Below are 26,120 nucleotides of genomic sequence, written 5' to 3' on the forward strand. Positions count from 1 at the left end.
GTTTGGTGGGTGGCATCAGGGTGACGGTGTGAGTGGGTGGTGGGGGCGGGTTGCGGTGGTGGGGGTGCTTGAGGTGCCAGTTGGTCATCTTGCGTTTGATGACACGGGGGTTGGAGCGTTGTCTGCGGGGTGGCAGTAGCCGTTGCAGCAGCTCATGGGTGGTGTGTGTCAGGGCTCGGCTGAGTCGTGAGGGGGGAAAGAGCCGCCTGGGCGGTGACGTGGCGGCGGGCGGCGTTGAGGGTGCGGGTGAAGGAAGATCCGGTCGGGATCGAGGCGTGCTTCGCAAGCCGCCTGGTGCATGACGCCCCGCAGTGCGTGGTGGACGAGGAGGAAGTAAATCCGTAGATTTCCTGCTCGACGCCGTCGGGATACTGTGAGCGCAGGACCAGCTGTCGGCCGCCCTGGTGGGTCTTGATCTCGTCCAGGGTGTTCTCGATTTCCCACCGCTGGTGATAGAGCGCGGCAAGCTCAGCCGCACTCTGCTGCTACAAACGGCTCCTCAAGCTGACCTCCGCTCGACGACCCAGCGGTGCATTCCGAGGCCTGAGCCGTGTGGGATGCCGCGGCGGGCGATGACCGGTTTGATGCCTTGGGCAAGTTTCCGCCGGTCAGCGACACGGCGAGCCCTGTCCGTCGACGAGGACGTGGTGCTTGCTGCCCGGTCGCGCTCGGGCGACCGGCCTTGGACCGCTTTTGGGCCGCGCCGGGCAGCCCGGATGTGGCTGGAGTCGATCACCGCCCTGGACCGCTCGAACCTCTTAAGCGGTCCGGGTCCTGAGTCCGATCTCGACCAGGTCGCCGCGCACGGCAAGTGATGGCAGAAACGTCAGTGGGTATCAGCGCAGCGCCATCGTGTGTCCGAGGGCAGGGTGCCCACTTGGGGCGACGCCTAGTGCGAACGCCGGCCACCCGGGTTCCGGGGTACTGCCTTCATCGTCATGTGCTCGCCCTTTGCGATCTCTGGTCTGCTCCCATACCGGAGCTTCATGGCCGACGGGGAGTGCGTGCGTGCAGCCGCATGGGCAGTAGATCCGGCCTCAGGGTGGTTCTGACCATTGGTTTGACCAGGACGCGGGGGTCCGGTTCCAGATCGAAACGCGCGGCGATGGTGCTGAGAGCGAGAGTGGCTTCCGCCATGGCGAACGAGTCGCCGATGCACTTGCGTGCTCCGCCTCCGAACGGGATATAGGCGCCGCGGGGCGGGGGTGGCGTCCCGGGCAGCCAGCGGTCCGGGTCGAAAAGGTGAGGGGAAGGGTAGATCTCGGGAAGGTGGTGGACGATGTAGGCGCTGTAGACGATGTCGGTTCCTGCGGGAAAGGTGTGTCCGCCCAGTTCGGTCTCGGCGGTGGTGACCCGGGTGAACAAGGGGCCCGGCGGGTACAGCCGCATGGTTTCCGTCAGGATCCGGGTGGTGAGACCCAGCCGGGGAATATCGTCCCAGGAAGCCGGATTGCCGTCGAGGACTTCGTCGACTTCACTGTGCAGGCGCTGGCGGATGTGCGGGTGCCTGCCGAGGAGATGGAGCGCCCATGCCAGCAGGGACGCGGCGGTTTCGATTCCGCCGATGAAGAAGGTGATGACCTGGTCGTGCACCTCCTGTTCACTTAGCGTGTCGCCCTGCCCGTCGTGAGCTGCCAGAAGCATGGAGAGGAGGTCTCCGTGCGGTGCGTTCTTCGAGTTCCTGTACTGCGTGATCGTGTCGCTGACGATCTGGTCCATGCGGGACCGGGCCTGCATGTATCTCTTATTTGCCGGAGTGGGCAGCCGCTTCAGGAAGGGAAGGGGTGACGTCATCTGCTTGTAGAATCCGTCGAAAGTAATGGTGATGCATTCTCCGAACTCGTCCATAGTTCTTTCTGGAACGGCGGAGAAAATGGTGTGCGCTGTCACACGTGACGCTATGTCCGTCATCGCCTGAAGCGCATCGATCACCTGACCGTCACGCCACGATCCCATGACAGCCGCGATGCTGGACGGCATGGCCTGTGCGTATTCGGCGATGCGTTCCGCGACGAAGGCGGGCTGGATCAGGCGCCGCTGGCGGCGGTGAGCCTGGCGAGGGCAGGTGGCCAGGCCGTCCCCCAGTATTTTCGCCGCTTGTTCGATGAGCGGTCCGCCCTTGTCAAACGCCGTACTGTCTCGTAGGACGAGGTGGGACAGTTCCGGGTCGCAGGTCACGTATGCGGTCGATGGGCCGAGGCCGATGGCGACAAGGTCGCCGTGTTTCGGGAGAGACGCCAGGAACTCCAGGGGGCTGTTGCGCAGAGCCAGTGCATGTCCGAGAACCGGAAGCCGATGCGGAGCTGTGCCGAGCGTGCACACCGCCTGCGGCAGCGCTGCTGCGGTCCCGGACCGGTGATGGGCCTTGCCGCCATCCATGTAGGTTCTCCTGTTCATTTCACGTATCGTCCTTCGACGAGCTCCTGGAGCCATGCGAGCGTTCCGCTGAGCCAGTGCTCCAGGTCGGCGATGTGCTGCATCAGGGCGGTGTTCTCGTCGGCGGGACCAGCCACGGCAGTCAGCTCCGCTTTTGCGCGCCGGAAGTCCTCGACTCGTTCATGCTGCATGGCCTGGATGCTCTGTACGGCTGCGGAGCGGCTGTGCCCGCATACCCGCTCGAGCACGAACACAAAATTGAGCGGGCAGCCCGCTGCCTCTTCCTTCTCCACGGAAGTGACGTCTTGCATGAGCCACACCACGTCGTTGGCGGCGTCACGGAGCTGCCGTATCCTCGGGTCGGCCGCCAAGGCAGGGGAGAGCTCGCTGCGGCTCACCCGCTCGCACAGATCCCAGCACACTTCCATGGCGATGGTTTTTCTGCGCAGCGCAACGTACGCGTCCACTCCGGGCAGGTCTCCGGCCGGTCCCGTCCTCAGCGCCACCTCACGCGCGCAGCTGGTCAGGTAGGCCTCCCAGGTGTCCGCAGCGCGCTGTCGCCAGGCTTCTGACATCGGGGCCGACTCGCGCTCCCAGAAATCCTGAAAGGCCGCGACCAAGGCCTCCTCGCCGCCGCGGGCCGTTGCGGGACGGAAGTGCACGACGTCGACGAACGGCCGGCACGCCTCGAAAGCGGCACGCGCCGGATCCGGACCGGGAAAGAAGTCGAACAGGTCGTCGTAGATCACGATCCAGTTGGCGAAATCCGTACCCACCATCAAGTCATCGATCGGAGCTTCCGGCCAGTTCCTTGCCATATACGCTGCCAGCTCGGCAGCTTCCACGGACTTCATCGCTCTCGGGTCGGAAGTCACTCCGAAGTCCTCCAGCCATTGCAGCGATCGCGAATGCGCCTCCTGGGCATTCGGGTTGACTCGCAATTCGAACGGCATGTCGAAGGGAGTGTCCTGCGGCATGAAATCCCTCTTTCATGTTCCATAGCGGCGGGTGCGCCGCCGGTACCATGCCAATGCCTCGAGGAAGTCGCTGTGCGTGAAGGCAGGCCAGGGAATGGATGTGAAGGAGAACTCTGAGTACGCGGTCTGCCATGGCATGAAGCCGGACAGCCGCTGCTCGCCCGCGGTTCTGATGACCAAGTCCGGGTCGGGCTGGCCTGCGGTGTCCAGATGGGCGCCGATCTCTTCCGGGTGGACTGTGCGCAGGAGATCGCCAGCCGCCTGCCGGGCGAGAACCAGACTCTGTACGGCACGCGCAATCTCGTCACGCCCACCGTATGCGACGGCGACGTTGACTACCTTGCCGGTGATGTGTCTGGTTCGGTGCACGCTGTCGCGGAGGCTTCGAGCGGTTTCCTCCGGCAGTCGGTCCAGGGAGCCGATGAGACGCACCTGCCAGCGCTGGGTCGCGGCTATCTTCTCCGTCGTCTCTGTGATCACGGAGAGGAGATCCGCCAGCTCGCTCTGCCCACGTCGGAGGTTCTCCGTGGACAGGGACCACAGCGTGACTGTCGTGATCTCGTCGATGGAGTCGCACCAGGTAAGGAGCTCCAGAACGCGCTGGCCTCCCGTCCGGTATCCCGTGATGGCCGGAAGATCGTGCTGAAGAGCCCAACGCCGATTCCCGTCCACGATGACGGCCAGGTGGCGCAGCGGTTGAGGGATCGTCTTGGCAGGGGGTGCAGGCATGTCTGCTGCTCTCGCGGCTCGATCTCACGGGGGACACCTCCTGTCGCCCGCGCGGCCATCACTGCAGCGGCTGCCCGGGGCGTTGATGCGTGCAACTGTCGGAGAGTCCTCTGACAGTTACATGCTCCACAAGAATCCGCTGATCCAGCACAAATCACCATGATGTATGTCAGGTCGCCGCTGTCCGCTGGAGCGGCGGCCTATGCTGAACGGGTTCCCTGACCTCGACCCGAGTGGTCTGCCGACGGGAAGGCTCATTTCATGACATCCACTCCACAGCCTCAGGCGCCCCTCCTCCCCCTGCTGACCGAAATTGCAGGACTGGAGACGTTACAGGCCCTGCCGGCAGCAGACCTGCCACGGCTGGCAGATGAGATCCGCCGTTTCGTGGTCACGCAGGTATGTCGGGCGGGAGGCCACCTGGGGCCCAATCTTGGTGTCGTGGAGCTGACGATCGCGCTGCACCGCGTCTTCGCCTCGCCCTACGATGCCCTCCTGTTCGACACGGGGCACCAGGCTTATGTCCACAAGATACTGACGGGTCGGCAGGACCTTTTCGGCTCCCTCCGTCAGAGCGGAGGACTCTCGGGGTATCCGTCGCGCGCCGAGTCGGCGCACGACTGGGTGGAGAACTCGCACGCGTCGACGGCGTTGGCGTATGCCGACGGACTGGCCAAGGCCCGCCAGCTCTCGCGCGAACAGCACCGGAACGTCGTCGCGATCATCGGGGACGGAGCGCTGACAGGCGGAATGGCGTGGGAGGCCCTGAACAACCTCGGCGCTTCGACCGACCGGCCGGTGATCGTGGTCCTCAACGACAACGGCCGGTCCTATGCCCCCACCTGCGGCGCACTCGCCGGACATCTTGCCCTTCTCAGGCATGGCGGCGAAGAACCCCAGAACCTCTTCCGGTCACTGGGTTTCGCCTACCTCGGTCCACTCGACGGCCACGACATCGCCGCTGTCGAACAAGGTCTCACACAAGCGCGTGACCTGGACCGCCCGGTGCTGGTGCACATCGTGACGGTCAAAGGCAAAGGCTACCCGCCGGCAGAGTCGGATGACGCAGACTGCCTCCACGCCGTCAGCGTCGTCGACCCCGACACCGGAAGACCCCCTCCTCGCACTCAAGCCACCTCGGCGTCCTGGACGAGCATCTTCGCCCAGGAGCTCGCCGACTTGGCAGAACAGCGCAGCAACGTGGTGGCCGTGACCGCATCGATGCTGAGGCCAACCGGCTTGCACCCGATGGCGACAAGATTCCCGGACAGGGTCTTCGACGTGGGAATCGCCGAGCAACATGCCGTAACGTCCGCCGCCGGCCTGGCCATGGCCGGCTACCACCCCGTCGTGGCCATGTATGCGACCTTCCTCAACCGGGCACTCGACCAAGTCATCATGGACGTGGCCCTGCACCGGCTGCCGGTGACGTTCGTACTCGACCGAGCCGGAATAACCGGACCCGACGGCCCTTCTCACCACGGAATGTGGGACCTGAGCCTGCTGACATCCGTGCCGCACCTGCGGATCGCATTGCCCCGAGACGCCGACCAGCTCCGACAGCTGCTGCGCGAGGCCGTCGACGACGCCGACGGACCGACGGTGATACGTTTTCCGAAGGGAACCGTCGGCCGCCCCGTCCCCGCCGTGGCACGGGTGGACGGAATCGACATCCTGCACCGCACCTCCCCGGGCTGCCAGGATGTCCTGCTCATAACCACGGGACCACTCGCACATCCTGCTCTGGAAGCAGCCGCAACGGTGAGAAGCGAAGGTCTCGGAGTCACAGTCGTGGATCCCGGCTGGGTTCAACCGGTCAACGAGACCCTCATGTCCATGGCCTCCCGACACCATCTGGTTGTCACCCTCGAAGACGGGATCCGCGCAGGCGGCATCGGCAGCACCATCACCCAAGCGTTTCAGGACGCAGGTGTCGCTACCCCTGTGATCACACTCGGCCTGCCACGTACCTTCATCCCCCACGGCAACCGCGCTGCACTCCTCTCCGAAGCCGGCCTGGACGGCCCCGGCATCGCACGGTGCATACTCCAGGGTGCCGGCAGGGCGAGCTCCTACGGCGTGCGGGGGCTCGGGTGAGTGCCACGCTCCTCATCCCGCCGGCCTCGCCGCAAGGCTGTGCAGACCATGTGCCCAGAACCGTGAAAGGGAGCGGCATCGGCTGCCCCGGTCCGGCCACGCACCCCGCACGATTACGAAGGGCCATTGCGATGGCCACTAACTTCATCGGTTCTTGACCGTCCCGACCCGGCTCGCCGAGCGGCGCAAGAGCCGCCAGATCCAGGTCGGCAGCGTGGCCGTCGGCGGTGACGCACCCCTCTCCGTGCAGTCGATGACCACGACCCGCATGTCCGACATCGGCGCCACGCTGCAGCAGCTTGCCGAGCTGACGGCCTCCGGCTGCCAGATCGTGCGCGTGGCCTGCCCCACCCAGGACGACGCCGACGCCCTCGCAGTCATCGCGCGGAAGTCGCAGATCCCGGTGATCACCGACATCGACTTCCAGCCGAAGTACGTCTTCGCGGCGATCGACGCCGACTGCGCGGCCGTCCGCGTCAACCCCGGCAACATCAAGCAGTTCGACGACAAGGTCAAGCGGCAAGGGCCAGATCTTCGTGAAGGGCGAGGTCATCAAGACCGTCCCCGAGTCGAAGATCGTCGAGACCCTCATCGAAGAGGCCCTTAAGATCGCCGAACGGACGGAGTGAGCACAGCACTACCGATTGCAGCAGTCCGCGTGCCACCGCCCCGGACGCTCTTGGAGCGTCAAGACCGCATGCGCGGCCGAGACCAATGTGACATGACGATGCCACGCACCGTACGTCCGCCCCCCGAAATCACGGATACCGAGACGGCCCGCACCCTCACGGCAGTCCTGATCGATACGCCGGGGCAGCGCGCTGAGCCGGGCCAGCGCCACCACCGGGGCGCTGACCATGTCCGTCAACCACAGTTCGCCGGGCCACTGCTCCCGGCTCTCGCCGACACCCAGCAAAGACACTTCGACCACCGAACCGTCACACCCTCCGGCCGGCACCATGCCGACCCCGGTGACCACCGCAGCCAATTCGACACCGGCGATCGCACCCTGCTGCGATCGCCGAACCACCGGACGCACGCGATCCCAAGCGCCGCGCATCAGCTGACCGGCATAGCCGGTTGCCGAACCGGGAACGCCCGGCACAAGCGGAAGGTCGTCCCGTACCCGTGCCAGGAAGGGAACGCCCGCACGGCGGAGACTTCCGATCATGAAGGACACATCGACCTGTCGAGCGTCCACGATCACTGGCAGATCCAGGAGCCCCCACTCGCTTCCGGTCTCGACCGCAGCCTCGACCGCACACTCCCCGAGACTGCGCCCCGCGACGCCTTCGGGAATACCAGCGCGACGACGCACCGCTTCCTCCAGCCATGCTGAAGACAACTGCAACCGCCAGTTCACAGGACTGCTCAACCACTCCGTCACGGCCCACACGCCGATTGCCTGCTGCGCGTTGACGACCTGACCTGACTCCGGGGAATACAGACGATCTACACCGATCGCAGTCACACCCCACTTCGGAATGATCATGGGCTCTACCACCCAAGCAGCCGGTCGGAGCCTTTCCACCAGAAAACGAGCGAGCGCGTGGCGTACGGGCGACCATTCCCACGTGGAATTCGAGATGAAGTGGTGAAGGCCCTGCTGGGCTGCAGGATCGCCGAAGATCGCGGCAATATTCCGGATCGTCCTGCGCCCGTGCGCACCCAGAAGGCCTCGCAGATAGTCGGTTCCGCGTGCCCGCTGATCCTTCCGGCTGAGAGATTCGAACAGTACGGAACTCAGCTCTCGAAAAACGCAGTCGTTGAACTCCGCCGGACATCGGTCGATCATCGAAGGCCTACCGGATTCTGTCCGGCAGCCGAGCATCGGCCGCCTGCTCTCGGCCCGCGCCGAGGCACTTCCTGCTTCACGGCCATCCTGCTCCCTGAGTCCTTGCGGCACTGCAGAAATACCCCTTCAGACGGCGAAGGGCACTCACGGACACCGCCCTAGACTTCACCCAACGGAAAGCACCGGCCGCGTGAGAAGCCGATACCCCTCAAGGTCCCCTCCCCCTGATCGCAGCATGTGAGCAATTAGTACTCAACTGAATCGTGTCGGCTTGACGCATGTTCATTCTTCGAGCGCCCAACGTACGGGTGCCGGGCTTCAGTACTCGATCGTTGGCTCTGCCGGTATCCGGCTGCGGCCACACCTGCTGACTGGGGGAACAGGATTCGGTGGCACGGTCCGGCATCACCCGGGATGATCTCGCGGGGCCTCGTAATTCGTCGGTCACGGGTTCAACTCCCACCCAACCCACGTACAGCCTCCGCCCGCTGTCGTCGGCGCTTCCGCCCGGTCTGCTACCGGAGATTCGAGCCGACCGGAAGTGCGGCCTGTTCACGGCCTCAGTCGCAGCCGCCGCTCTGGCTGAAAGAGTTCAGCCGCGCGGACGGGGTCCGGCTGCGTGGCCGATCGGCGGGGTACTGGTAGGAGCGGAGAGAGCCGAACCCTCACGCCGCGAAGGCAATCGGACTTGAATCCGGCGCGTCTGCCAGTTCCACCGCACCCCGTATCTGCAGCTGAGCATGCGGTACTTCTTCAACATCTGCCGCTGGTCCACCCGACGGCCTTGGCTCATAGTGGAACGGATGTCTCACCGACCAACCCGAATGGACCGTCCTGTTGACAAGCACCTGCAGCGAAACCAGCCCTGCCCCTGGCACGGCACGTGTTCTGGGAAGGTTCTGGACCGTGCGCCTGACCGGCTACGGTAACCGCACTGCCACGGTCACTTGTTCCACTGCCGCGTGCCGGATGCCGCCTCGCTCGAAGGACCTGGCGTCGCTGCGCACGTTCGCCGCCCAGCATGCCGCTGCCCACGCCAAAGCTGCCACGCTACGACCCAACGCCGCGTGCCACTGTCGCACTGAGCATTGCGCCGCCCACGAGGACACCAAGGTGTACTGCACCGGCACCGCGGCGCTGATCCTGCGCCACGACCCGGCCTTCGGCCGGGTGTGGAGCGTTGAGGAGGTCTGCGTCGCCTGCGCTCCTCTGATCCCTCATGCCAGGATCATCACCCGTGCCGTGACCCAACGGCCCGACACCACAAGGCCGTCCACGGTGACGTTGCCTTCACCCCCACGTTCCGCTGTTCCGGGCGGCTTCTCCTCTCCGTCCCCACCAGCCGACCGCGACCCGCACCTCCGGCGACCCGGCTCTGGACCGCGCCGTCCGCGCGGAGGGCAGGCGCGCTGACAGGGCGCTGCCACCGCACTCGCCAGTACAGGACAATGTCCCCGAGGAAGCGTGTGGTGCCCCCGCCTGGGTCAGGGGCTGCCGAGCGGGCGGGGGACCAGCGGCCGGCTGTACTTCCCGCTCGCGGCCACCTCCTGTATGCAGAGTGAGGTCATCTTCGGCCCCACCACGGCAGATCACTGAACCCGCGACCTGGCCGCTTCGGCATGGGCGACTCCCCACCGTCCCCGTCCCGGCGGAGTGCGTACTGGTCGGGGAAGCAGCCGAGAGCCCGATAGGAAACGGGCCGGTCCGATACCGCGCCGAGTTCATCGAGGGGGTTGATGCGCTGCGCTTCTCGGCCACCGTGCACAAGCGGTCCCAGCCGTCGCCCACGTCGAAGACGTACGCGAACTGTTCGCCGGCTTCGGCGCGCTCAGTTCGGTGGCACGGCCCTCCACGGTGCCGTCCGGAGCCTCGTCGTCCCACCCGCCCAGGGGACAGCCCCGGATGCCGTCAACCAACATGAGCGGCCCCGACTTTTGTGGAGTCCGCGATCGTGTGATCAAGCGGTTGCGGGTCTTGCGCCCGGTGTTCCCAGTACGCGTGTTCGTACTCATCTGGCGGGACGTAGTCGAGGGCGGAGTGGAGTCGTTCGCCGTTGTACCAGGCGACCCACCGGAGGACGGCCCGTTCGACCTGGCCGAAGTCCCGCCACGGCCCCTGATGCTCGATCAACTCGGCTTTGAAAGTGCCGTTCAGGGCCTCGGCCATGGCGTTGTCGTATGAGTCGGCAACGGACCCGACCGATGCCGAGGCGCCGACCTCGGTCAATCGCTCCGTGTAGCGAATGGACACGTATTGCGACCCGTGGTCGCTGTGATGGATCAGATCGGCATCCGTCTTGATCTTCTGCCGCCACAGAGCCATCTCCAGCGCGTCCAGCGGCAGGTCGGTCCGCATGTGGTCCGCGACCTGCCAGCCCACGATCCGGCGGGAGTACGCGTCCAGGACGAACGCCACGTAGACCCAGCCCGACCAGGTGCGGACGTAGGGCAGATCAGCCAGCCAGAGCTGGCTCGGGCGCTCGGCCTCGAACTGCCGGCTGACCAGGTCGGGCGGGCGCGCGGGGCGGTCGGTTCCGGGATCGTGGTGCGGCGGCGCCGGCCGCGGATGATGCCCTCGATGCCGAGCTCGCGCATCAGCCGCTCGACGGTGCCCGCGCGACCCGGTGCCCGGCGCGGACCAGGGCCCGGGTGATCCGGCGGGCTCTGTAGGTCCGGCCGGAGTCCTCCCACACCGCTGTGACCAGCAACATCAGTTCCTCGTCGCGGAGTCGGCGGGCCGATTTCGGCCGTGTCCTGCGTGCGAAGTACGTCGATGGGGACAGGTCCAGCACCCGGCATACGGGATCGACCCCGAAGCCGTCGCGCAGGTGGTCGATCACCTGCTCGGCCTCGTCCGGGGACGGTCGATCTCCTGGGCGAAAAACACGCTGGCCGCTTTCAGGATCTCATTCGCCCGCCTCAACTCGGCGTTCTCCTTGCGGAGTTCCTTCAGCTCGTCGCGTTCAAGGGTGGCGAGCCGGTCGTCGCGCTCGCCCGCGTCAGCCTCGGCCTGACGGACCCAGGACCGCAGGGCCTCCTTGTGGATGCCCAGGTCACGGGCGACGTGGGTCACCGGCCGGCCGGTCGAGCGGACTTCGCGCACGGCGCGCTCACGAAGTTCATCGGGGTACTTACGTGGTGCTGGCACAGCTCGTGGTTCTCCTCATGCCCGGACCGTAGTCCAGGCTTCAGGGACTCCCGAGAGCAAGAGCAGCTCACGGCTGCCTAATGGGAGCTACGGAACCGGGGAATGCTCGGTTCCGTAGCCGCCAGCAGGTGAGCACTATCGCTGCCAGAACCATTCGAGTTCTGGGGTCAGACCGTGCCCCTGATGGTCGGCCGGGAGGCCAGACCGCTGATGGGGTGGCGTGCCCGCCCGTCAGGGCGTGAGCACTAGATCCATTAGGCCGCGTGCCGTGCCTTCCGCTGGCTGCACCGCTGTTGGGTGAAGTACTGACTGGGGAGGGTCTGTTGCTGCTGATCGGTGACGACTGGGCCGAAGATCACCACGATGTCGAGCTCCAGGACGAGGCTGGCCGCCGTGAACCTGCCCGAGGGGGTGGCAGGCATCGCCAGACTGCACGAGCTCATCGCCCGTCACGGCGGCGAGGGCCTGAAGCCGGCGGACGTGGTGGTCGGGATCGAGACCGACCGTGGTTCGTGGGTGCAGGCCCTGATCGCCTCCGGTTATCAGGTCTACGCGATCAACCCCCGTCAGGTCGTCCGCTTCAAGGAGCGGCACGCGTCCTCCGGTGCCAAGAGCGACAAGGGTGATGCCCACGCGCTGGCCGACATGGTCCGTCTCGACCGTGCCCAGCTGCGGCCGGTGGCCGGGGACAGCGAGCAGGCCCAGGCCGTCAAGGTCGTCGCCCGCGCCCACCAGACTCTCATCTGGGAACGCACCCGCACCTTCCACCGGTTGCGCACCACGCTGCGGGAGTACTTTCCCGCCGCCCTGAACGCCTACGCAGATCTGACCCTGACGAGCATGGATGCGCTGGAACTGCTGGTCAAAGCACCCACACCAGCAGTGGCGGCGAAACTGACCCGCACCCAGATCACCGCCGTCCTGGCCCGCCACCGCCACCGCCACCGCCGGCGCAACCGCGACGCGAAGGCGGCCGCTGTCCTCACCGCTCTGCGCGAGCCGCAGCTTGGACTGCCCGAGCCGGTCACAGCCGCCTACGCGGCCACCACCGCGGACCACGCGCGGCTGCTGATCGCGCTGAACGAGCAGATCGCCGCGATGGAGTACAGGTGAAGGCGCATTTTCTGGCGCACCCGGACGCTGAGATCTACCTCTCGATGCCCGGCATCGCGGAGATCACCAGTGCCCGGGTGCTCGCCGAGTTCGGGGACGCCCCCGCCCGCTACGACAGCGCGAAGGCCCGCAAGAACTACGCCGGCACCAGCCCGATCACCCGGGCCTCCGGCAAGAGCCACCACGTCCAGGCCCGCTACGTCCGCAACAACCGCCTCGCCGACGCCCTCCAGACCCAGGCGTTCTCCGCCGTGCGGGCCTCACCCGGAGCCCGCCGCTACTACGACAGACAACGCGCACGCGAAGTCGGCTACAACCCCGCCCTCCGACAGGTCGGCAACCGCCTCGTCGGCATCCTCCACGGATGCCTCAAAACCCGCACCCTCTACAGCGAAGCTACCGCCTGGTCACACCACGCCAACCTCCACGCCACTTGACACCAAATGACATGGGGTGTCTGACCCGAACAGTGTGGCCCGTCCGGTCGTTGCCCTTCAGCCCGAACCCGGCTCGAGGCTGACTACGCCCGGCTGGAGACCGAGCTCGGCAAGGCCCGCACCGTGACTGAGATCCAGGGAGAGCTCTCCGCGCCTCGACCATACGGACAGCGCCACCCCAGAACCGCGAGAAGTACGTGACCATCCCCACGGACACGGGGCTCGATCGGGTGGCGGGCACGGTCTTCGAAACCGCTCGTTCCCCGGCCCTGGCGGCTCGGCACCGCGCCCGGCCATCCGCCTAGAACCTGTCAAGAGACCTTTCGACCTCGCAGCATTCGCCTCGCTGTACCAGCCCGAGCCACACGCTACTACGACCACATGGTTCCAGAAGCGACCCAACAAATGAGTAGACGCTGCTCACCCGACTGGATCGGCACGGATAAACAATTGACGAAAAAGATCAATTCGGGTAGATGGCGATTTCGCGGCGTGAAATTAAGCACCCTCAGTGAATATGCAGGCCGCTTGGAAATAATGGCCCATCTCGCCATTTTGACAGCTGAACAGAACTCTGCAGATCCTAAGTGAGGCGGTCATGTCCCATGCCCGGACAAACGCGACCTGTGGATTCGCCTTCTCCAGAGGTACCTCTGTGTGTATCTGTTGCCTCCGAGAAGGGTGATCCGCACGGTCGCCTGTGAGCGCATGCGGAATTTTAATGCTGACGGGTGGCTATCGCCGCGCCTCTCTGATGCTGACGCTTGCGGCAGCAGAGATCCACTGCAGGAGAAACGTGGTCGGACGGCTGCATCGGCTCTCCTTGAAGGCTGCGAAGGCAAGGGTGACTGAGCTTCTTTAGCAGTTCGATCTGAGTGGGGCGGTACTCTAGAGGAATGCACCGGCGGCTCAAGCTCGCCGCTGCCCATGACTTTGCCGACATAAACCAGCGACTGCGCCGCCTTGGAGAATTGAAATCATTTCATTCCTGAGGCCACTGCAGGGCGTGTCTCCCATTGACGCATTCAAGAAGAAGCCGTCAGCCGCCAGGGCATCCACAGGACGTCCACCGAGATACCCGAATAATTTCAGGAAGTTGAGAAATTGTGACTGTTTTCGAATCTGTGCAGATCAATCCAGGAAACTCCAGGCAGGCGCGAGCGTGGGATGGTGACGTCGGGATTTTTTGGGCCAAAAATGCGGAACGATTCAATCTGACTATGCGTGGATACAGGAAGAGGTTCTTCAACGTCGCGGCGATTCGTTCCACAGACCGGATCCTTGATATCGGCTGCGGATCGGGGGAAACAGCGCGCGACGCGGCACGTTTCGCTACCTGCGGTTCGGTTCTTGGCGTGGATCTTTCGGCGGCAATGCTGGAAGTAGCTGAAAGAACCTCTATCCGGGAAGGCTTAAGCAACATAGAATTCCAGCAATCCGACGCGCAGGTCCACCCATTTCCCCGTGAGGAATTTGACGTTGCGATCAGCCGGACTGGTACCATGTTTTTCTCCGATCCGGCCTCCGCCTTCAGTAACGTTGCGACGGCGCTGCGGCCTGGAGGAAGACTGGTCCAATTGGTATGGCAGGCTCCCTCATGTAATGAATGGTTCACAACGTTCTCCAGAACCCTTGCGGGGTGCGAATTTTCGATTCCTCCAGGTGATGAGCCCGGTCCGTTTTCTCTGCTCGATCCGGATCGGGTTCGCGATCTGCTCACTGGGGCTGGTTTTGCTGAGCCGAAATTCGAAAAACTGAGCGCGCCCATGAACTTTGGTCATGACGCGGATGACGCCTTCTGGTTCATCAGCACTCTGTTCGGGTGGATGCTCGGAGACGCTGAGAACCGCGACCGGGCCCTAGCCGATCTGCGCGCGAATATTGAGAGTCACGCGAAGCAGGATGGGATCATGTATTCGTCGGCGACTTGGCTGATTACCGCCGAACGTCTTTGATGTGCGGAAATAAAGAAGCGCTCGGTGAAACTGAAATGTGTTCAGTCGGGGGAATGGGTAGCTCGATCAGAAGGTGAAAGAAGGATTGTATCCACCGAGAAACGATGCGACGTTGCGAAGTCGTCCGTGACCTCCCGCCGCCCGCGCCCACGCTTTAGAGGGGCATCTGATTAATGTTCACGCTGTTGCGAGCGGGATGCCCGTTCGATCCGCCAGGGTGGTGCCGACTCTCCCGTGAGTTCTCGGTCATCTTGTTAGTCATCGTCCAGTCTCTCAGCGGCAGGGCTTCGTAGTCACGCGCCAGGCGGCGGTGCTGTATCAGCCAACCGAAGGTCCGCTCGATCACCCACCGCTTGGGTATTGGCTGGAAGCCCTTCACTTGCGGTCGCTGCACCACGTCCACATCGATCCCGAGGCCGACGCCGTGCTGGCGACCCTGGTCTGGTAGCTGCTGCCGGCCCACACCTTGGTCGGATGGTCCGCTGCCAACTCGGTCAGAGCCTGCTTGCCATCGGTGGAGTCGTGGACCGAGGCGGGCGGTGACAAGGTCGGTCAGGACCAGTCCAAGGGTGTCGGTGACCTGGTGGCGCTTTCGCCCTTGATCTTCTTGCCGGCTCCGATGCCCTGACCGGCTTCGGCGACATTGCCAGAGGTCTTCACGCTCTGCGCGTCCCCTGCGGCCGCGGACGGCTCCCCGGCTCCGAGCATGCGCTCGGCGGGCCTGCTCCCGCACAGGCGCCTGCCTCAATGTCCTGCGGGCCCGCGAGACAATGAGCATTTTCAGCGTTGCCTCTCCAGGGTGAGGACCGCGGCGGCGATGTCCGTCATGCGGTTCGGGCTGCAGCGGCTCCGGCGGAAGATCCGCCAGGACTTCAGGCGGGCGACGCCTCGTTCGACAGGAGCGCGGGCCTGGGCGAGTGCCCGGTTCAGCGTCCGTTCGGTCGGTGACAGTTCGCCGTTGGGCGGGCGGCGGATGGCGGTGGTGACCCAGGAGCCTGCGCCGATGTAGGCGCGGTCGGCGACGATCGGGACGCCCTGGCGTTCGCAGATCCGGATGATGCGGTGGGTGCGTGCGGCGGTCAGATCGTGAGCGCGGCCCGGCAAGGCCGGCGAGATCCACAGAAGCTGGCCTTGGGGATCGGTGACTATCTGCACGTTCACGCCGTGGCGCCGGTGCTTGTGGGAGTAATCGGCGCGTGCGTCGCCCAGGCGGTCGCACTCGCTGAGGGTGCCGTCCAGGAGCACGTAGTCCGGGTCGTGCTCGCGCAGGGTCTTGAGCAGGCCCGGCGCCCGGTCGGCGAGGAGCCGCACGACGGCGGTGGTGTAGGCGTGGGCGGTGCCTACGGATATGCCGAACCCGGCGGCGATCTGCGCGAGAGTGTCGTGCTTGCGCAGGTAGGTGAGAGCGACGAGGGCGCGCTTGTGCGGCGGGAGCTTGCAGCGGCGGTCACCCTCACGGGTGACGATAAGCATCGTGACCCACTCGACCAGCGCATGAGGCAGGTCGAGTGCGGCAGGATAGGGAACCAACAGGGCTCCTGGGCCGGCAGGTTGAGACTTCGAACACCTCACCCAACGGCCCGGGAGCCCTGTCCGTTGCGGGCGCCAAGGTCATCACCCGATCGGTGGCCACGCTGAAAATGCTCAATGACAAAGCAGAAACGGACCCTCCGGCCTCGTCCCCCCTCGGCCTGGCCGAACTCAGGCGCCTGATCCACCGCCTCGCCCACCGCCAACCCGCGCCCTTCGAACACATCCTGCACGGGTCATCACACTGGTGACGGCATCGACCGTTCCAAGCCCGCCTCAGCCACTACAAACAACGCGGCCACACACCCCAGAAACTGCCCAGCCATCAGACCGCAGACCGTTGAATTACTAGATCAGGTGCCCACTTATCGGTGGGCGCGGCCGCCCCTTTCTCGGAGTGGCAGGTGATCAGAGTGGCATCGATGTCCAGGACGAGGCCGGGTACTTCCCGTCCACAGGCTTTCGCCGCCGGTGTGCCGCAGCGGGTCGGTTGCCTGTCGTCAGGCCACTCCTCGGGCATGACTCCGGACCCGGCAGTCCAGAACATATTCGACGGCCGACAGCAGCCGCCAGGCCCTCGGTTTCGGGGCGACGGGACGGAACACTTGACCCTGGTCCTGTAGCATGGCCAGATTCGTGACCGCCTCGCCGCCCTCAACCGACATCACCGAGGTCCGTGGCGATCCGGCCCGGGCCATGACCAGTACACTCCACTGCGCTGAGTCCTCGATCACGCGGTCGCTGATGCCACTGGGCTGAGCAGTGCGTAGCCGTGCTCCGGCGTGACCGACCGCCCCCGCATCGTCAGCACAGACATGGAGCTCGGGGCGCAGACCGATGCTCTGGACGTGGAAAGTGCCTTCTGTCCAGACCGACAGTGCCTTCAACAAGGCTCATCGTCCGAGTTCAGAAGGCACTTTCGCGTTCCCGTCCGTGATCCGGACGGACTCCAAGTGAAAGCCCGAGGTTAGGCCCGTCAACCATAGGGGCGCCGTGGAATCCCCAGGGCGCCCCTATCCGCGTGTCAGACGGTGCAGTACTGCGCCTGCTTGCCAATGGAGCGGTACATGCAGTCGGCGTTCTCCAGGAGCTGGAGGACGGCGTCGCGGTTGCGGCTCGTCTCGCGCTCGATGACCTCGTCGGGCGGGTAGAAGCCGCCATACCAGGACGATGTCGGGTACATCTCGAAGGTGTACCCGAAGATCCTCTGGGTGCCCCAGAGGTAGTCGTCGATCGACCCGTCCGTGATATAGAGGTCGCTGGACTGCTCGGCGGTGTAGCCGTTGCTGGAGGCCATCTTGCCGCCGACGGTCGCGAAGGCGTCGCGGTCATCCTGAGTCATGCCGGGCGCGGTGTTGGCTGTGGTCCAGCCGAAGGGCCATAGAACAAGCTCGCTGTACGTGTGGAAGTCGATGGCCGCCTTGATCTGCTGCTTGCCGCCCACGACGCGCGAGCGGACGAAGTCGGCGACGACCTTCACCTCGGGTGCGGACTCGGCGGCAGCACCCCGATAGGTCGCGGAGCTCTTGAAGCCGGAGGAGCCGCCGCAGCAGCCCCACTTGTAGTTCCAGTTCCGGTTCAGGTCCGTGCCAATGTAGGAGGAACCGGAGTTGGGCTGACGGTTCTTGCGCCAGCTGCGGTAGGAGCCGCTCGCGATGTCGTACTCGCCTCCGTCCGGGTTGAGATCCGGCACGATCCAGATCTCGCGGCTATTCACCATGCCGGTGATCCGGGAGTCCATGCCGTAGCCGGCGCCGAGTTCGCGCAGCAGGTAGAGCGCCATCTCGACGGTCAAGTGTTCGCGGGCGTGCTGGTGGTGGGTGAAGAGGACCTCGGGCTCGTTCTCGTCGGCGCCGACGTTGTCGCTGATCTTGATGGCGACGATGTCCCGGCCTTGGTACGTCTTCCCGATGACCCGCTTGCTCATGATGCGTGGGTACTGGGCGAGTCGCTGGTCGATCTCCGTGTTCATCTCCGCGTAGTTGTGGTACTTCGAGTCGGCGGAGGGGAAGTCGAAGGGCTGGACGGCCAGGCCCTTCACCGAACGGTCGGGCGGGGCTGGGAGAGCCTCGGGGCGGTGGCCGAGCGCGCGGAGCTTGCGCAGCTGGGCTGAGTTGGCGCTGACGACGGTGCTGTGGTCGCCTGCCTCGTCGATCGAGACTCCGGTCGCGGCGAGGACGGTACGTTCGGCGACGGTGGACGGGCTGTGGATCTCGTACTGGCGGATCACTTCCTCGGCTGCCGGAGTCGGCTCCGAGTCGGCTTCGGCGAGGTTCGCGCCTGCGGAGAGGGGCGCCGCGAGGGCGAGCGTCAGAAGGGCCGCGAGAGCGGCTGACTTTCTTCTGTTTGTTCGAAGTCGCATGCTTGCTCCTGAGTGGAGTGTGGGTGTGCGACATACATGTGCGGGTGCCGGGCACATGGTCCAGTGCTGGCATGAACTAGTCAAGGTATGTTCGGTCGCTAACGAACCGGCGCGTGATTGCGGTTGACGGGTGAGGGATGCGTAGGCTCCTGGCCGAGCGGGATGTGTGGTGCCCGACCGTCCTGGCATACGGCTTCGGACCCTGGCCGATGTGTTCGCCTATGCTCAGGCTGAGGGTGCCGAGCTGCGTCTGGATGCCACCGAGATCCAGGTCTGCAGACCCATGGCGGGGCGCGGCGGACGCCGGGCGTTCGTCTCGGGGCCCTGCTTCAGGCCATCCTGCCGGTCCGTGGCAAGCGCGGCCGACCCCGGCGACGGCCCGACACCTTGCTGGGTGATCGCGTCTACGACCACGACAAGTACCGGCGTCTGGCCTGGGCCCTGGGCGCGAAACCCATCATCGCCCGATGCGGCGTCCGCATGGTTCCAGGCTCGGTACCCACTGGTGGGTCGTCGACGGACCTTCGCCCATCTCACGTACTGACCTGGTCCCACCGGCGACGACATCGGTAAGCCACCGCCCGCCACTGTCACTGCCGGAGGAGAAGCAGCCCAGGATGCGATTCGCTGCTGGAGTACCAACTATCCATCGGCGAGCGACTCATGGGATCTACTGGCTGCTGGTCGGAAGCGAGATTGCCCTCGGCTGCGACTTCTGGAGCGGTTCGCTGTGATCGTGTACTGCTTGGACTCAACCGGTCGTTGCAACACTGGTCTGTTGGAGCAGCAGTAGCTGCTCGTTGAGTGCCTCGGCCGGGGTCCTCCAGCCAAGTGTCCTGCGCGGCCTGCTGTTCAGTGTGTGGGCGACGGCCTCGATTTCTTCGGCGGACCAGCGCGAGAGGTCGGTGCCCTTCGGGAAATACTGGCGCAGGAGTCCGTTCGTGTTCTCGTTCGTGCCTCGCTGCCATGGGCTGTGCGGATCGGCGAAGAACACGGGGATGCCGGTCTCGACCCGGAACTGGGCGTGTGCCGACATTTCCTTGCCGCGGTCCCATGTCACGGACCGTGTCAGCTGCTCGGGCAGCGGCGCCATGGTGTTGGCGAGTGCCCTCTTCATGGAGACCGCTCCGTAGCCGGCCAGTGCGGGGCCGTTCGTCGTGCGGGGGGTCGTGCCATATCCCTCTTCACGGGGCAGATGGACCAGCATCGTGAACCGGGTCGACCGCTCGACAACGGTGCCGATCGCGGAACGCTCCAGCCCGATGATCAAATCTCCTTCCCAGCGGCCGGGAACAGCCCGGTCCTCGGCCTCGGCGGGCCTCTCGCTGATCAACGCTTCAGGCGTGACGTGCGCCCAGGTCTTGCGCCGGGAACGCGCCCGCGGCACACGCAGAGCACGACCGGACCGAAGACACAGGATCAGCTCGCGTTTCAGCGCTCCGCGGCCCTGAATGTAGAGGGCCTGGTAGATCGCCTCGTGGCTGATGCGCATGGACTCATCATCCGGGAAGTCAAGCTTGATCCGGTTCGCGATCTGCTCCGGACTCCACGCCTGGACCCACGCACGGTCCTTGCGATGCGGCTTGTTCCGTCCCGTCCACGCGCCTGTCGAGGGACCCGTGATCGCCCTGCCGTGTGACGTGCTGATCTGACCGGACAGCCGCTCCTGAACGTAAGCGTGCAACCGCGGGTTGGCAACCAGCTTCGCCGCTTTCGGCCGGCGTGCGGCCATATCGGCCTTCCACTGGGCGACTGATGCGCGATAGTCACGCCTGCCGGCTCTGGTGGCCGCGTTGCGCCGAAGTTCACGGGAAATCGTTCCCGGATCACGACCGACGTCTCGAGCGATCTGGCGAACTCCCTTGCCCTGGGCTTTGAGGAGCGCGATTTCCTCCCGCTCATGAAACGACAGGTACCTGCCCGAACAGGGCTTCGCATCGAACGGTCGCATACCGCCACACTGGCGGTACCAGCGCGTCGCGACGGCCGGCGCCACGCCGACAATGCCCGCGGCCTCCTCGGCAAGAAGGCCCTTCGCGATCTCCGTCCAGAACGCCGCCTCGACATGCCGCTGGTACTTCGGATGCCCCGGAGACCTCAGCTTCGGCCGCACCGCCCGATCCGCTGCCTGCTGACGACGAACCATCCGACACCTCCATGATCACGAGGTGTTGCGACGACCGGTTGAATCCGCCCTGACTACTCGGTTAACCTTGCCTCGATTGGGACTACAAAGGCTTGTATGATCCAGAACAGTTTTCGCTTATCTCTAAGTGCCTGATTGAGAACCGGTCACGGTGAGGTGTGCGGGTGGGTTGTTGTCTGGCGAGGCGGCGGGTCATGAGGATGATCATTGACCACTTGACCATGGCTTCGTGGTGGGCGGGCAGGCGTTCGTAGTCGCGGACGCAGCGTCGGCGTCGGCAGATCCACGAGAGGGTCCGTTCGACGACCCATCGGCGGGGCAGGACGACGAAGCCCTGGGCGCCGTCGCTGCGTTTCACGATCTCGACGGTGAGGTCCCAGCGCTCTCTCGCCCAGGTCACGAGCTTGCCGGCGTATCCGCCGTCGGCCCACACCCGTGTGATGTGGTGGTGGATCTACTGCAGCCGGGAGATAAGCGGCCGGGCGCCGTCACGGTCCTGGACACAGGCTGCGGTCACCAGGACGACCAGCATCAGGCCGAGCGTATCGACGGCGAGATGCCGCTTGCGCTCGTTCACCTTCTTGCCCGCATCCCACCCCCGGCTGCCGACGGCGACGGTCTCGGCAGCCCGTAGCGACTGCGAGTCGATCACCGCCGCACTGGGCTCGATGCCGCGGCCCGCCTTCCGGCGGAGGCGGTCGCGCAAGGTGTCATGGAGGTCGTCGACATACTGCGCACGTTCCCAGCGGGTGAAGAAGGCATACACAGTCGGGTGGGGCGGGAAGTCGGCCGGTAGCGCCCGCCACTTGCATCCGTTGTCGACCACATACCTGATGGCGTCGACGATCTTCCGGCGGCAGTGCTCCTCCGCTGCCGCCCCGGCCCCACCGCCAGGCCGGCAGGGGCAGCAAAGGCTCGGTGACCTGCCACTCCGCATCACTCGTGTCCGACGGGTAGCGCACCAGATGCGCCGGCTCACAGGCGCCCCGCCCATGGCGGCCTGCCGGACACGGACAGCCCGCTGAAGGGAGCGAGTTGGCATCGGACAGCCCGGAACGGTAAAACGGTATGACAGGACTCCTGTGACAACGGTTTGGCTTCGCAACCGCTGTTGTTACGGGAGTCCTGCTGCTTCTGCGGACTCTTCAGAGCCCCACCATGCGAACGTGACACTCCACTTACCGTCATCGGTTCTCAATCAGGCACTCAGATCCGGCGTGTCCCGCTGACACCGCGCACCAGGAGATTAGTGCGGGCCTGCTCCAGGGCCCCGTGAATAAGCCGGCCACGTCCGAGCGGTCGGAGCCGTCCTCGCTGTCGACCCCGACCGATTCACGGAAACGGTCGAGGCCCTGCAGCGGGCCGGGCTGACGGTGTCGCGTGAACAGCCGATTCTCGGCGCACACTCTCCGGCACCATCCCAGAAGACCAGATGACAGCCCTGATGGCGGTCGACCGCGGTGCATCCGTCGACCAGGAACGCACCATCCGGCTCCCCCACCATGACGAGTGCTTGCGAGGACGAGCGCGGCGGGAGAATGCGCGGAACGAGCTGCTCGCCCTCTCTATGTGAGATGGACTATCGGGCGCGGGGTCCTCCATGCAGGAGCAGGATGGCCACCGCTGCGCCAGCAGTCGCCGCGATGAGTAGCGCTACCCACATCCGGCCCGTGGCGGCGACGGTCACCACGGCGACCGGTACGGCGGTACCGAGCGAGGCCGCGACTGCCCAGGTGCGGTCCAGCGCGTCCCGGTCTGTGACCGTAATCAGGACCAGAGCCGCCAGCCAAACCACGGAGATCAACACCGCACCGAGCGTCAGCATCGCCACTTCCCACCAAAGCCACACCAGACGACGGAGGTCGGAGAGACCACCGCTACCCATGATTCACATAAAAGCATGACAAGCCATCTCATCTTCGCATTCGTGTGGTGTGATGGCCACCGACTGCTGTCATGCCAGGGCGCTTGCATAGTCGAATTTCGCGCGGGTTTCTGCTGTTCAGCGGGGGAGCTGAGAAGGCCGAGTGGGTGGTGAAGGGTTCGCAGGACAGATCGCGGACGGGCTTCGGTCATGTCGGTGGCGCGGAGTTGGTTGAGGGGGTGTTGCGCAGGGTGTCCATGTTCTCGGGGTCGTGGCCGGTGCGGATCTGCGAGCGGTGTCACGACGTAGTCGATCTTGATTTCGAAGCGCCATTGGCCTCGCAGGGCCAGGGTGATCTTCTGGGGTTTTGGCCTGGCGGGACGGCAGGGTGGTGATGTCATGCGGGCGCGCGGGTCCGCTTGCCTGTGGGCTTGTCCGTCCGGCACCGGATGACCCGGGCGATCAGTCGGGCATGAGGAAAGCTGAGGTTGGAGACGGTCAGGACCTGAATGATGCGGGTTTCCTCACGGCCGTGGCCTTCGGTGCCGGTCGTAGTACTTCACGGTGGCCTTCTTTCAGGGCGGACGGCGGTACCGGACATAGAGGGTGGGCTGGTTAAGCTCCATGGTGAGTAGGTGACGGGCCTTCTTGCTCTCGACCAGCTCCCCTCGCCCGTCGGGCTGAGAGTTGTCCTTTTTGTGGTGGTGTTTTCCGGCGGCGCGCGGGGCTGCTGGTGCGGCCTGGTGGGTGGCCGGTCCGGGGCCGGGATGCTTTCGGCGCTTTCGCGGGAGTGCCCAGGCTCCGCCGGATCCGGCGATAGCCGCGGAGGACCCGGCGGGGTGAGGGTGTCCGGTGTCAGCGGCTTCTCCCAGGGTCTGCGGAGATCTGCGGCGAGGGGGCGGGCGAGGCGGAGCTGGGTGTAGGCGGCCAGGATCAGCCAGAGATGCGCCACAGGCGGTCGACGTCGTGCGCGGTGGCGTCGGGGCCGCTGTGCCACAGCCACATCGGTTTGGGGTCACGGTTGTCAGGCAGGTACTCGACCGCCAGGTGAACGAGTTTCCCTTCCGCGATGGGGAGTTCATCGTCATGCCGGGTCCATGAGCCGCGGCGTTCCAGTTTTCGGATGCAGACGTCTCCAGCAGCGAGCGACAACGGCACCAAAGCCGTGGACAGTGGTGGACTCCTGGGCCGGAACGGTGTGGGTGGCCAAGGTCGGCGAGGCGGAATACCTCGCCGTGACGCGGCTGTCGGCCCTTGACGGGGCCCTTGCGCCGTCCTGCCGGATGTGACGCATGACCCCGTCGGCGCGGATCCGCCCGAGCAGCCGCACTGGGTCCTCGCGCAGTAGCCAGGACAGGGCACGGCGTCGTAACCGGAGTCGAGCACGAACAGCACCTCCGGGTCGCCCTCGTGCCACTGCCCGGCCTCCCGCAGCCGGACGAGCAGGTCCCTGATCTGGGCGACGGTGACCTCGGTCGGATCATCATGCGGGCCGAGCCGGACCGCGTCCAGCACCCCGATCCACGACGTGCGCCCCCCCCGTTACCTTTTTCGTGGCTCCGCAATGGGGCCTCCGGCCTTCGGGTCCGGCATGACTTCCCCCCCTTGTTGTTCATGATCCGGGGGGTGGTGTCACCGGGCCCGGAGGCATCGACAGACCGCTAATGAGGGGCTTGAGCACCGGCTTCACCCAAGCCGGAAGAGCTCTCCGTAACGTGGATGTGGCAGCTCGGTGCCCTGGCAAGGCCGGACGAAAGCGTGATGGAGGGGCCTGCACGTGATCGATACCGGCGACATCGACGTCTTCCTCGGCCTGGACGTCGGCAAGGGCGAACACCACGCCACCGCCGTCACGCCGGCCGGGAAGAAGGCGTTCGACAAGCGGCTACCCAACACCGAACCCAAGCTTCGCGAGCTGTTCGCGAAGCTGAAGGCCAAGCACGGAACGGTGTTGGTCGTGGTCGACCAGCCGGCCTCGATCGGCGCTCTGCCGCTGGCCGTTGCCCGCGACATGGGCTGTCCGGTCGCCTACCTGCCTGGATTGACGATGCGGCGGATCGCCGACCTCTACCCGGGCGAGGCGAAGACCGACGCGCGGGACGCGTTCATCATCGCGGACGCGGCCCGCGCGATGCCGCACACGCTGCGGGCTATCGACGGCGAGGACGAGACGATCGCCGAGCTGGAGATGATCGTGGGCTTCGACGACGACCTGGCCGGCGAGGCGACCCGGGTCGCGAACCGGCTGCACGGCTTGCTCACCCAGATCCATCCGTCGCTGGAACGGGTGCTGGGGCCGCGATTGCAGCACCCGGCCGTCCTCACGCTGCTGGAACGGTTCGGATCACCGGCACAGATACGCAAGGCCGGCCGTCGGCGGCTGGTCACCCTGCTGCGGCCGAAGGCGCCGAGGACGGCCGAGCGTCTGGTCGAGGAGATCTTCGCCGCGTTGGACGAGCAGACCGTGACGGTCCCTGGGACCGAGGCGGCCGCACTGATCGTCCCGAGCCTCGCCGGCTCGCTGACGGCCGTGCTTGACCAGCGGAAACTCTTGGCCGGGCGGATCGAGGAACTCCTGGAGGACCACCCTCTTTCCAAAGTCCTGACCTCGATGCCAGGCATCGGCGTCAGGACCGGAGCCCGCATCCTGATCGAGGTCGGCGACGGCAGCACCTTCCCGACCGCCGGCCACCTCGCCGCCTACGCCGGCCTCGCCCCGGCCACCCGGAGCTCGGGCTCCTCGATCCGCGGCGAACAGCCATCCAGAAGAGGAAACAAGCAGCTCAAACGGGCCTTCTTCCTTTCCGCGTTCGCTGCCCTTGGCGACCCGACCTCGCGGGCCTACTACGACAAGAAAATCAGCCAGGGCAAGCACCACACTCAGGCCCTGCTCTGCCTCGCCAGACGACGAGCCGACGTCCTCTTCGCGATGCTCCGCGACGGAACCTTCTACGAACCCCAACCCGCAGGGGCCAGGTGACGGTTCAGACTCACCGGTCAGTCCTCCTCCGGCCGAAGCCGCTGCCGAGCGGCCTCAAGTCATGGTCATAGTCAGGCGCGAACAGCCCAGGAAGTGACTTGGCCAGCGTCCCCGCGATGCGATGGATCGGCGCCCAGACCGCCGGGTCGTCGACAACCCGGCTCAGGTCCGTCATCTGCAGCTTCTCCAGCCAGTCCGACAACACCAGCGCCTCGTCACTCGTGAGCTTGATCGTGACCTGGCTATCACCCATGCACACCCCTACGGCTCGGCCCCACCCTCGACCACACGAACCTACTGGTCCTCGACCTTGACCAAACACATAGGGGCACCCCCCCGCCCAGCGCGGCCGCGACCTGGTACGGCCACCCCGGAATCGTCTGCCGCACCCCGTCACACCGACACGGACGGTGACAGGTCAGCCGGCCCGGTGAGCACTCCGCGTCCGGACGCGGCCACGGCGTCACATCCAGCGCGATCAACAACTGCCGGTCAGACCCACGCGGCAGCGTGAGGCCGGCCAGAGCGACTCGCAGCCGGCCCACATCGACCGGCCGTCGGCCAGTGCGTCGTACACCGCGCCGTGTCCCCACCGGTGCACCACCTGAAGCG

The 26,120-nt window shown here is 65.6% G+C and carries 15 protein-coding genes and 7 pseudogenes; 7 read left to right on the top strand and 15 right to left on the bottom strand.

Annotated features, from left to right (window positions below; genetic code table 11):
- Positions 1 to 152: 152 nt before the first annotated feature.
- The 5 genes and pseudogenes from OG462_RS43090 to uppS form a co-directional block, all read right to left on the bottom strand.
- Positions 153 to 467: pseudogene (locus OG462_RS43090) on the bottom strand (IS4 family transposase); the annotation flags it as partial.
- A gap of 44 nt (positions 468 to 511) precedes the next feature.
- Positions 512 to 745: pseudogene (locus OG462_RS43095) on the bottom strand (IS5/IS1182 family transposase); the annotation flags it as partial.
- 239 nt (positions 746 to 984) lie between these two features.
- Positions 985 to 2,397, bottom strand: a complete 1,413-nt coding sequence (locus tag OG462_RS43100; protein ID WP_406053886.1) for a cytochrome P450 — start codon at positions 2,395 to 2,397, stop codon at positions 985 to 987.
- Complete coding sequence (locus OG462_RS43105; RefSeq protein WP_406053884.1) at positions 2,394 to 3,353, bottom strand: terpene synthase family protein; 960 nt, start codon at positions 3,351 to 3,353, stop codon at positions 2,394 to 2,396. Before OG462_RS43105 ends, OG462_RS43100 begins: the two co-directional genes overlap by 4 nt.
- Before the next feature lie 12 nt (positions 3,354 to 3,365).
- Positions 3,366 to 4,082 carry a polyprenyl diphosphate synthase gene (uppS, locus tag OG462_RS43110; RefSeq protein ID WP_406053882.1) on the bottom strand — a complete coding sequence of 239 codons (717 nt, stop codon included), beginning with the start codon at positions 4,080 to 4,082 and terminating at the stop codon, positions 3,366 to 3,368.
- 261 nt (positions 4,083 to 4,343) lie between these two features.
- On the opposite strand from uppS, the gene OG462_RS43115 reads away from it, so the two are divergent.
- On the top strand, positions 4,344 to 6,179 hold the full coding sequence (locus OG462_RS43115; protein ID WP_406053879.1) for a 1-deoxy-D-xylulose-5-phosphate synthase: 1,836 nt from the start codon (positions 4,344 to 4,346) through the stop codon (positions 6,177 to 6,179).
- 154 nt (positions 6,180 to 6,333) lie between these two features.
- A pseudogene (locus OG462_RS43120) lies at positions 6,334 to 6,696 on the top strand (flavodoxin-dependent (E)-4-hydroxy-3-methylbut-2-enyl-diphosphate synthase); the annotation flags it as partial.
- A gap of 120 nt (positions 6,697 to 6,816) precedes the next feature.
- On the opposite strand, the gene OG462_RS43125 reads toward OG462_RS43120, so the two are convergent.
- Both OG462_RS43125 and OG462_RS43130 read right to left on the bottom strand, forming a co-directional pair.
- Positions 6,817 to 7,974, bottom strand: coding sequence for an IS701 family transposase (locus OG462_RS43125; protein WP_406053877.1), 1,158 nt, complete (start codon positions 7,972 to 7,974; stop codon positions 6,817 to 6,819).
- Between the two features lie 1,908 nt (positions 7,975 to 9,882).
- A pseudogene (locus OG462_RS43130) lies at positions 9,883 to 11,121 on the bottom strand (IS3 family transposase).
- A gap of 323 nt (positions 11,122 to 11,444) precedes the next feature.
- On the opposite strand from OG462_RS43130, the pseudogene OG462_RS43135 reads away from it, so the two are divergent.
- The 3 genes and pseudogenes from OG462_RS43135 (at position 11,445) to OG462_RS43145 (ending at position 14,626) form a co-directional block, all read left to right on the top strand.
- A pseudogene (locus OG462_RS43135) lies at positions 11,445 to 12,671 on the top strand (IS110 family transposase).
- A 381-nt stretch (positions 12,672 to 13,052) separates the two neighbouring features.
- Positions 13,053 to 13,262, top strand: coding sequence for a hypothetical protein (locus OG462_RS43140; protein WP_406053876.1), 210 nt, complete (start codon positions 13,053 to 13,055; stop codon positions 13,260 to 13,262).
- Between the two features lie 515 nt (positions 13,263 to 13,777).
- On the top strand, positions 13,778 to 14,626 hold the full coding sequence (locus OG462_RS43145) for a class I SAM-dependent methyltransferase (RefSeq protein ID WP_406053874.1): 849 nt from the start codon (positions 13,778 to 13,780) through the stop codon (positions 14,624 to 14,626).
- Positions 14,627 to 15,406: 780 nt separating this feature from the next.
- Here OG462_RS43145 and OG462_RS43150 read toward each other — a convergent pair.
- Both OG462_RS43150 and OG462_RS43155 read right to left on the bottom strand, forming a co-directional pair.
- Positions 15,407 to 16,156, bottom strand: coding sequence for a transposase family protein (locus tag OG462_RS43150; RefSeq protein WP_406053872.1), 750 nt, complete (start codon positions 16,154 to 16,156; stop codon positions 15,407 to 15,409).
- 1,024 nt (positions 16,157 to 17,180) lie between these two features.
- Positions 17,181 to 18,518, bottom strand: a complete 1,338-nt coding sequence (locus tag OG462_RS43155; RefSeq protein WP_406053870.1) for a M14 family metallopeptidase — start codon at positions 18,516 to 18,518, stop codon at positions 17,181 to 17,183.
- A 160-nt stretch (positions 18,519 to 18,678) separates the two neighbouring features.
- Here OG462_RS43155 and OG462_RS43160 point away from each other — a divergent pair.
- Positions 18,679 to 18,840: pseudogene (locus OG462_RS43160) on the top strand (IS5/IS1182 family transposase); the annotation flags it as partial.
- Positions 18,841 to 19,269: 429 nt separating this feature from the next.
- On the opposite strand, the gene OG462_RS43165 reads toward OG462_RS43160, so the two are convergent.
- The 4 genes and pseudogenes from OG462_RS43165 to OG462_RS43180 form a co-directional block, all read right to left on the bottom strand.
- Entirely contained in the window at positions 19,270 to 20,664 is a 1,395-nt protein-coding gene (locus tag OG462_RS43165; protein WP_406053868.1) for an IS30 family transposase, read from the bottom strand.
- An 82-nt stretch (positions 20,665 to 20,746) separates the two neighbouring features.
- Positions 20,747 to 21,706: pseudogene (locus OG462_RS43170) on the bottom strand (IS5 family transposase).
- A gap of 537 nt (positions 21,707 to 22,243) precedes the next feature.
- The gene (locus OG462_RS43175) at positions 22,244 to 22,549 is read right to left on the bottom strand and encodes a hypothetical protein (protein WP_406053866.1); all 306 of its coding nucleotides are present in this window, start codon (positions 22,547 to 22,549) and stop codon (positions 22,244 to 22,246) included.
- Positions 22,550 to 23,461: 912 nt separating this feature from the next.
- Positions 23,462 to 23,686 carry a hypothetical protein gene (locus tag OG462_RS43180; RefSeq protein WP_406053865.1) on the bottom strand — a complete coding sequence of 75 codons (225 nt, stop codon included), beginning with the start codon at positions 23,684 to 23,686 and terminating at the stop codon, positions 23,462 to 23,464.
- 619 nt (positions 23,687 to 24,305) lie between these two features.
- Between OG462_RS43180 and OG462_RS43185 the strand changes: the two genes are divergently transcribed.
- Positions 24,306 to 25,508, top strand: coding sequence for an IS110 family transposase (locus OG462_RS43185; protein ID WP_406053863.1), 1,203 nt, complete (start codon positions 24,306 to 24,308; stop codon positions 25,506 to 25,508).
- A gap of 10 nt (positions 25,509 to 25,518) precedes the next feature.
- Here OG462_RS43185 and OG462_RS43190 read toward each other — a convergent pair whose 3' ends face one another.
- Positions 25,519 to 25,761 carry a hypothetical protein gene (locus tag OG462_RS43190; protein WP_406053861.1) on the bottom strand — a complete coding sequence of 81 codons (243 nt, stop codon included), beginning with the start codon at positions 25,759 to 25,761 and terminating at the stop codon, positions 25,519 to 25,521.
- Positions 25,754 to 26,101 (bottom strand): transposase, encoded by a 348-nt coding sequence (locus tag OG462_RS43195; RefSeq protein ID WP_406053859.1) that lies wholly within the window; start codon positions 26,099 to 26,101, stop codon positions 25,754 to 25,756. The genes OG462_RS43190 and OG462_RS43195 overlap by 8 nt, the downstream gene beginning before the upstream one ends.
- Positions 26,102 to 26,120 lie beyond the last annotated feature (19 nt).

The organism is Streptomyces sp. NBC_01077 (assembly GCF_045162855.1).
Taxonomy (GTDB): domain Bacteria; phylum Actinomycetota; class Actinomycetes; order Streptomycetales; family Streptomycetaceae; genus Streptomyces.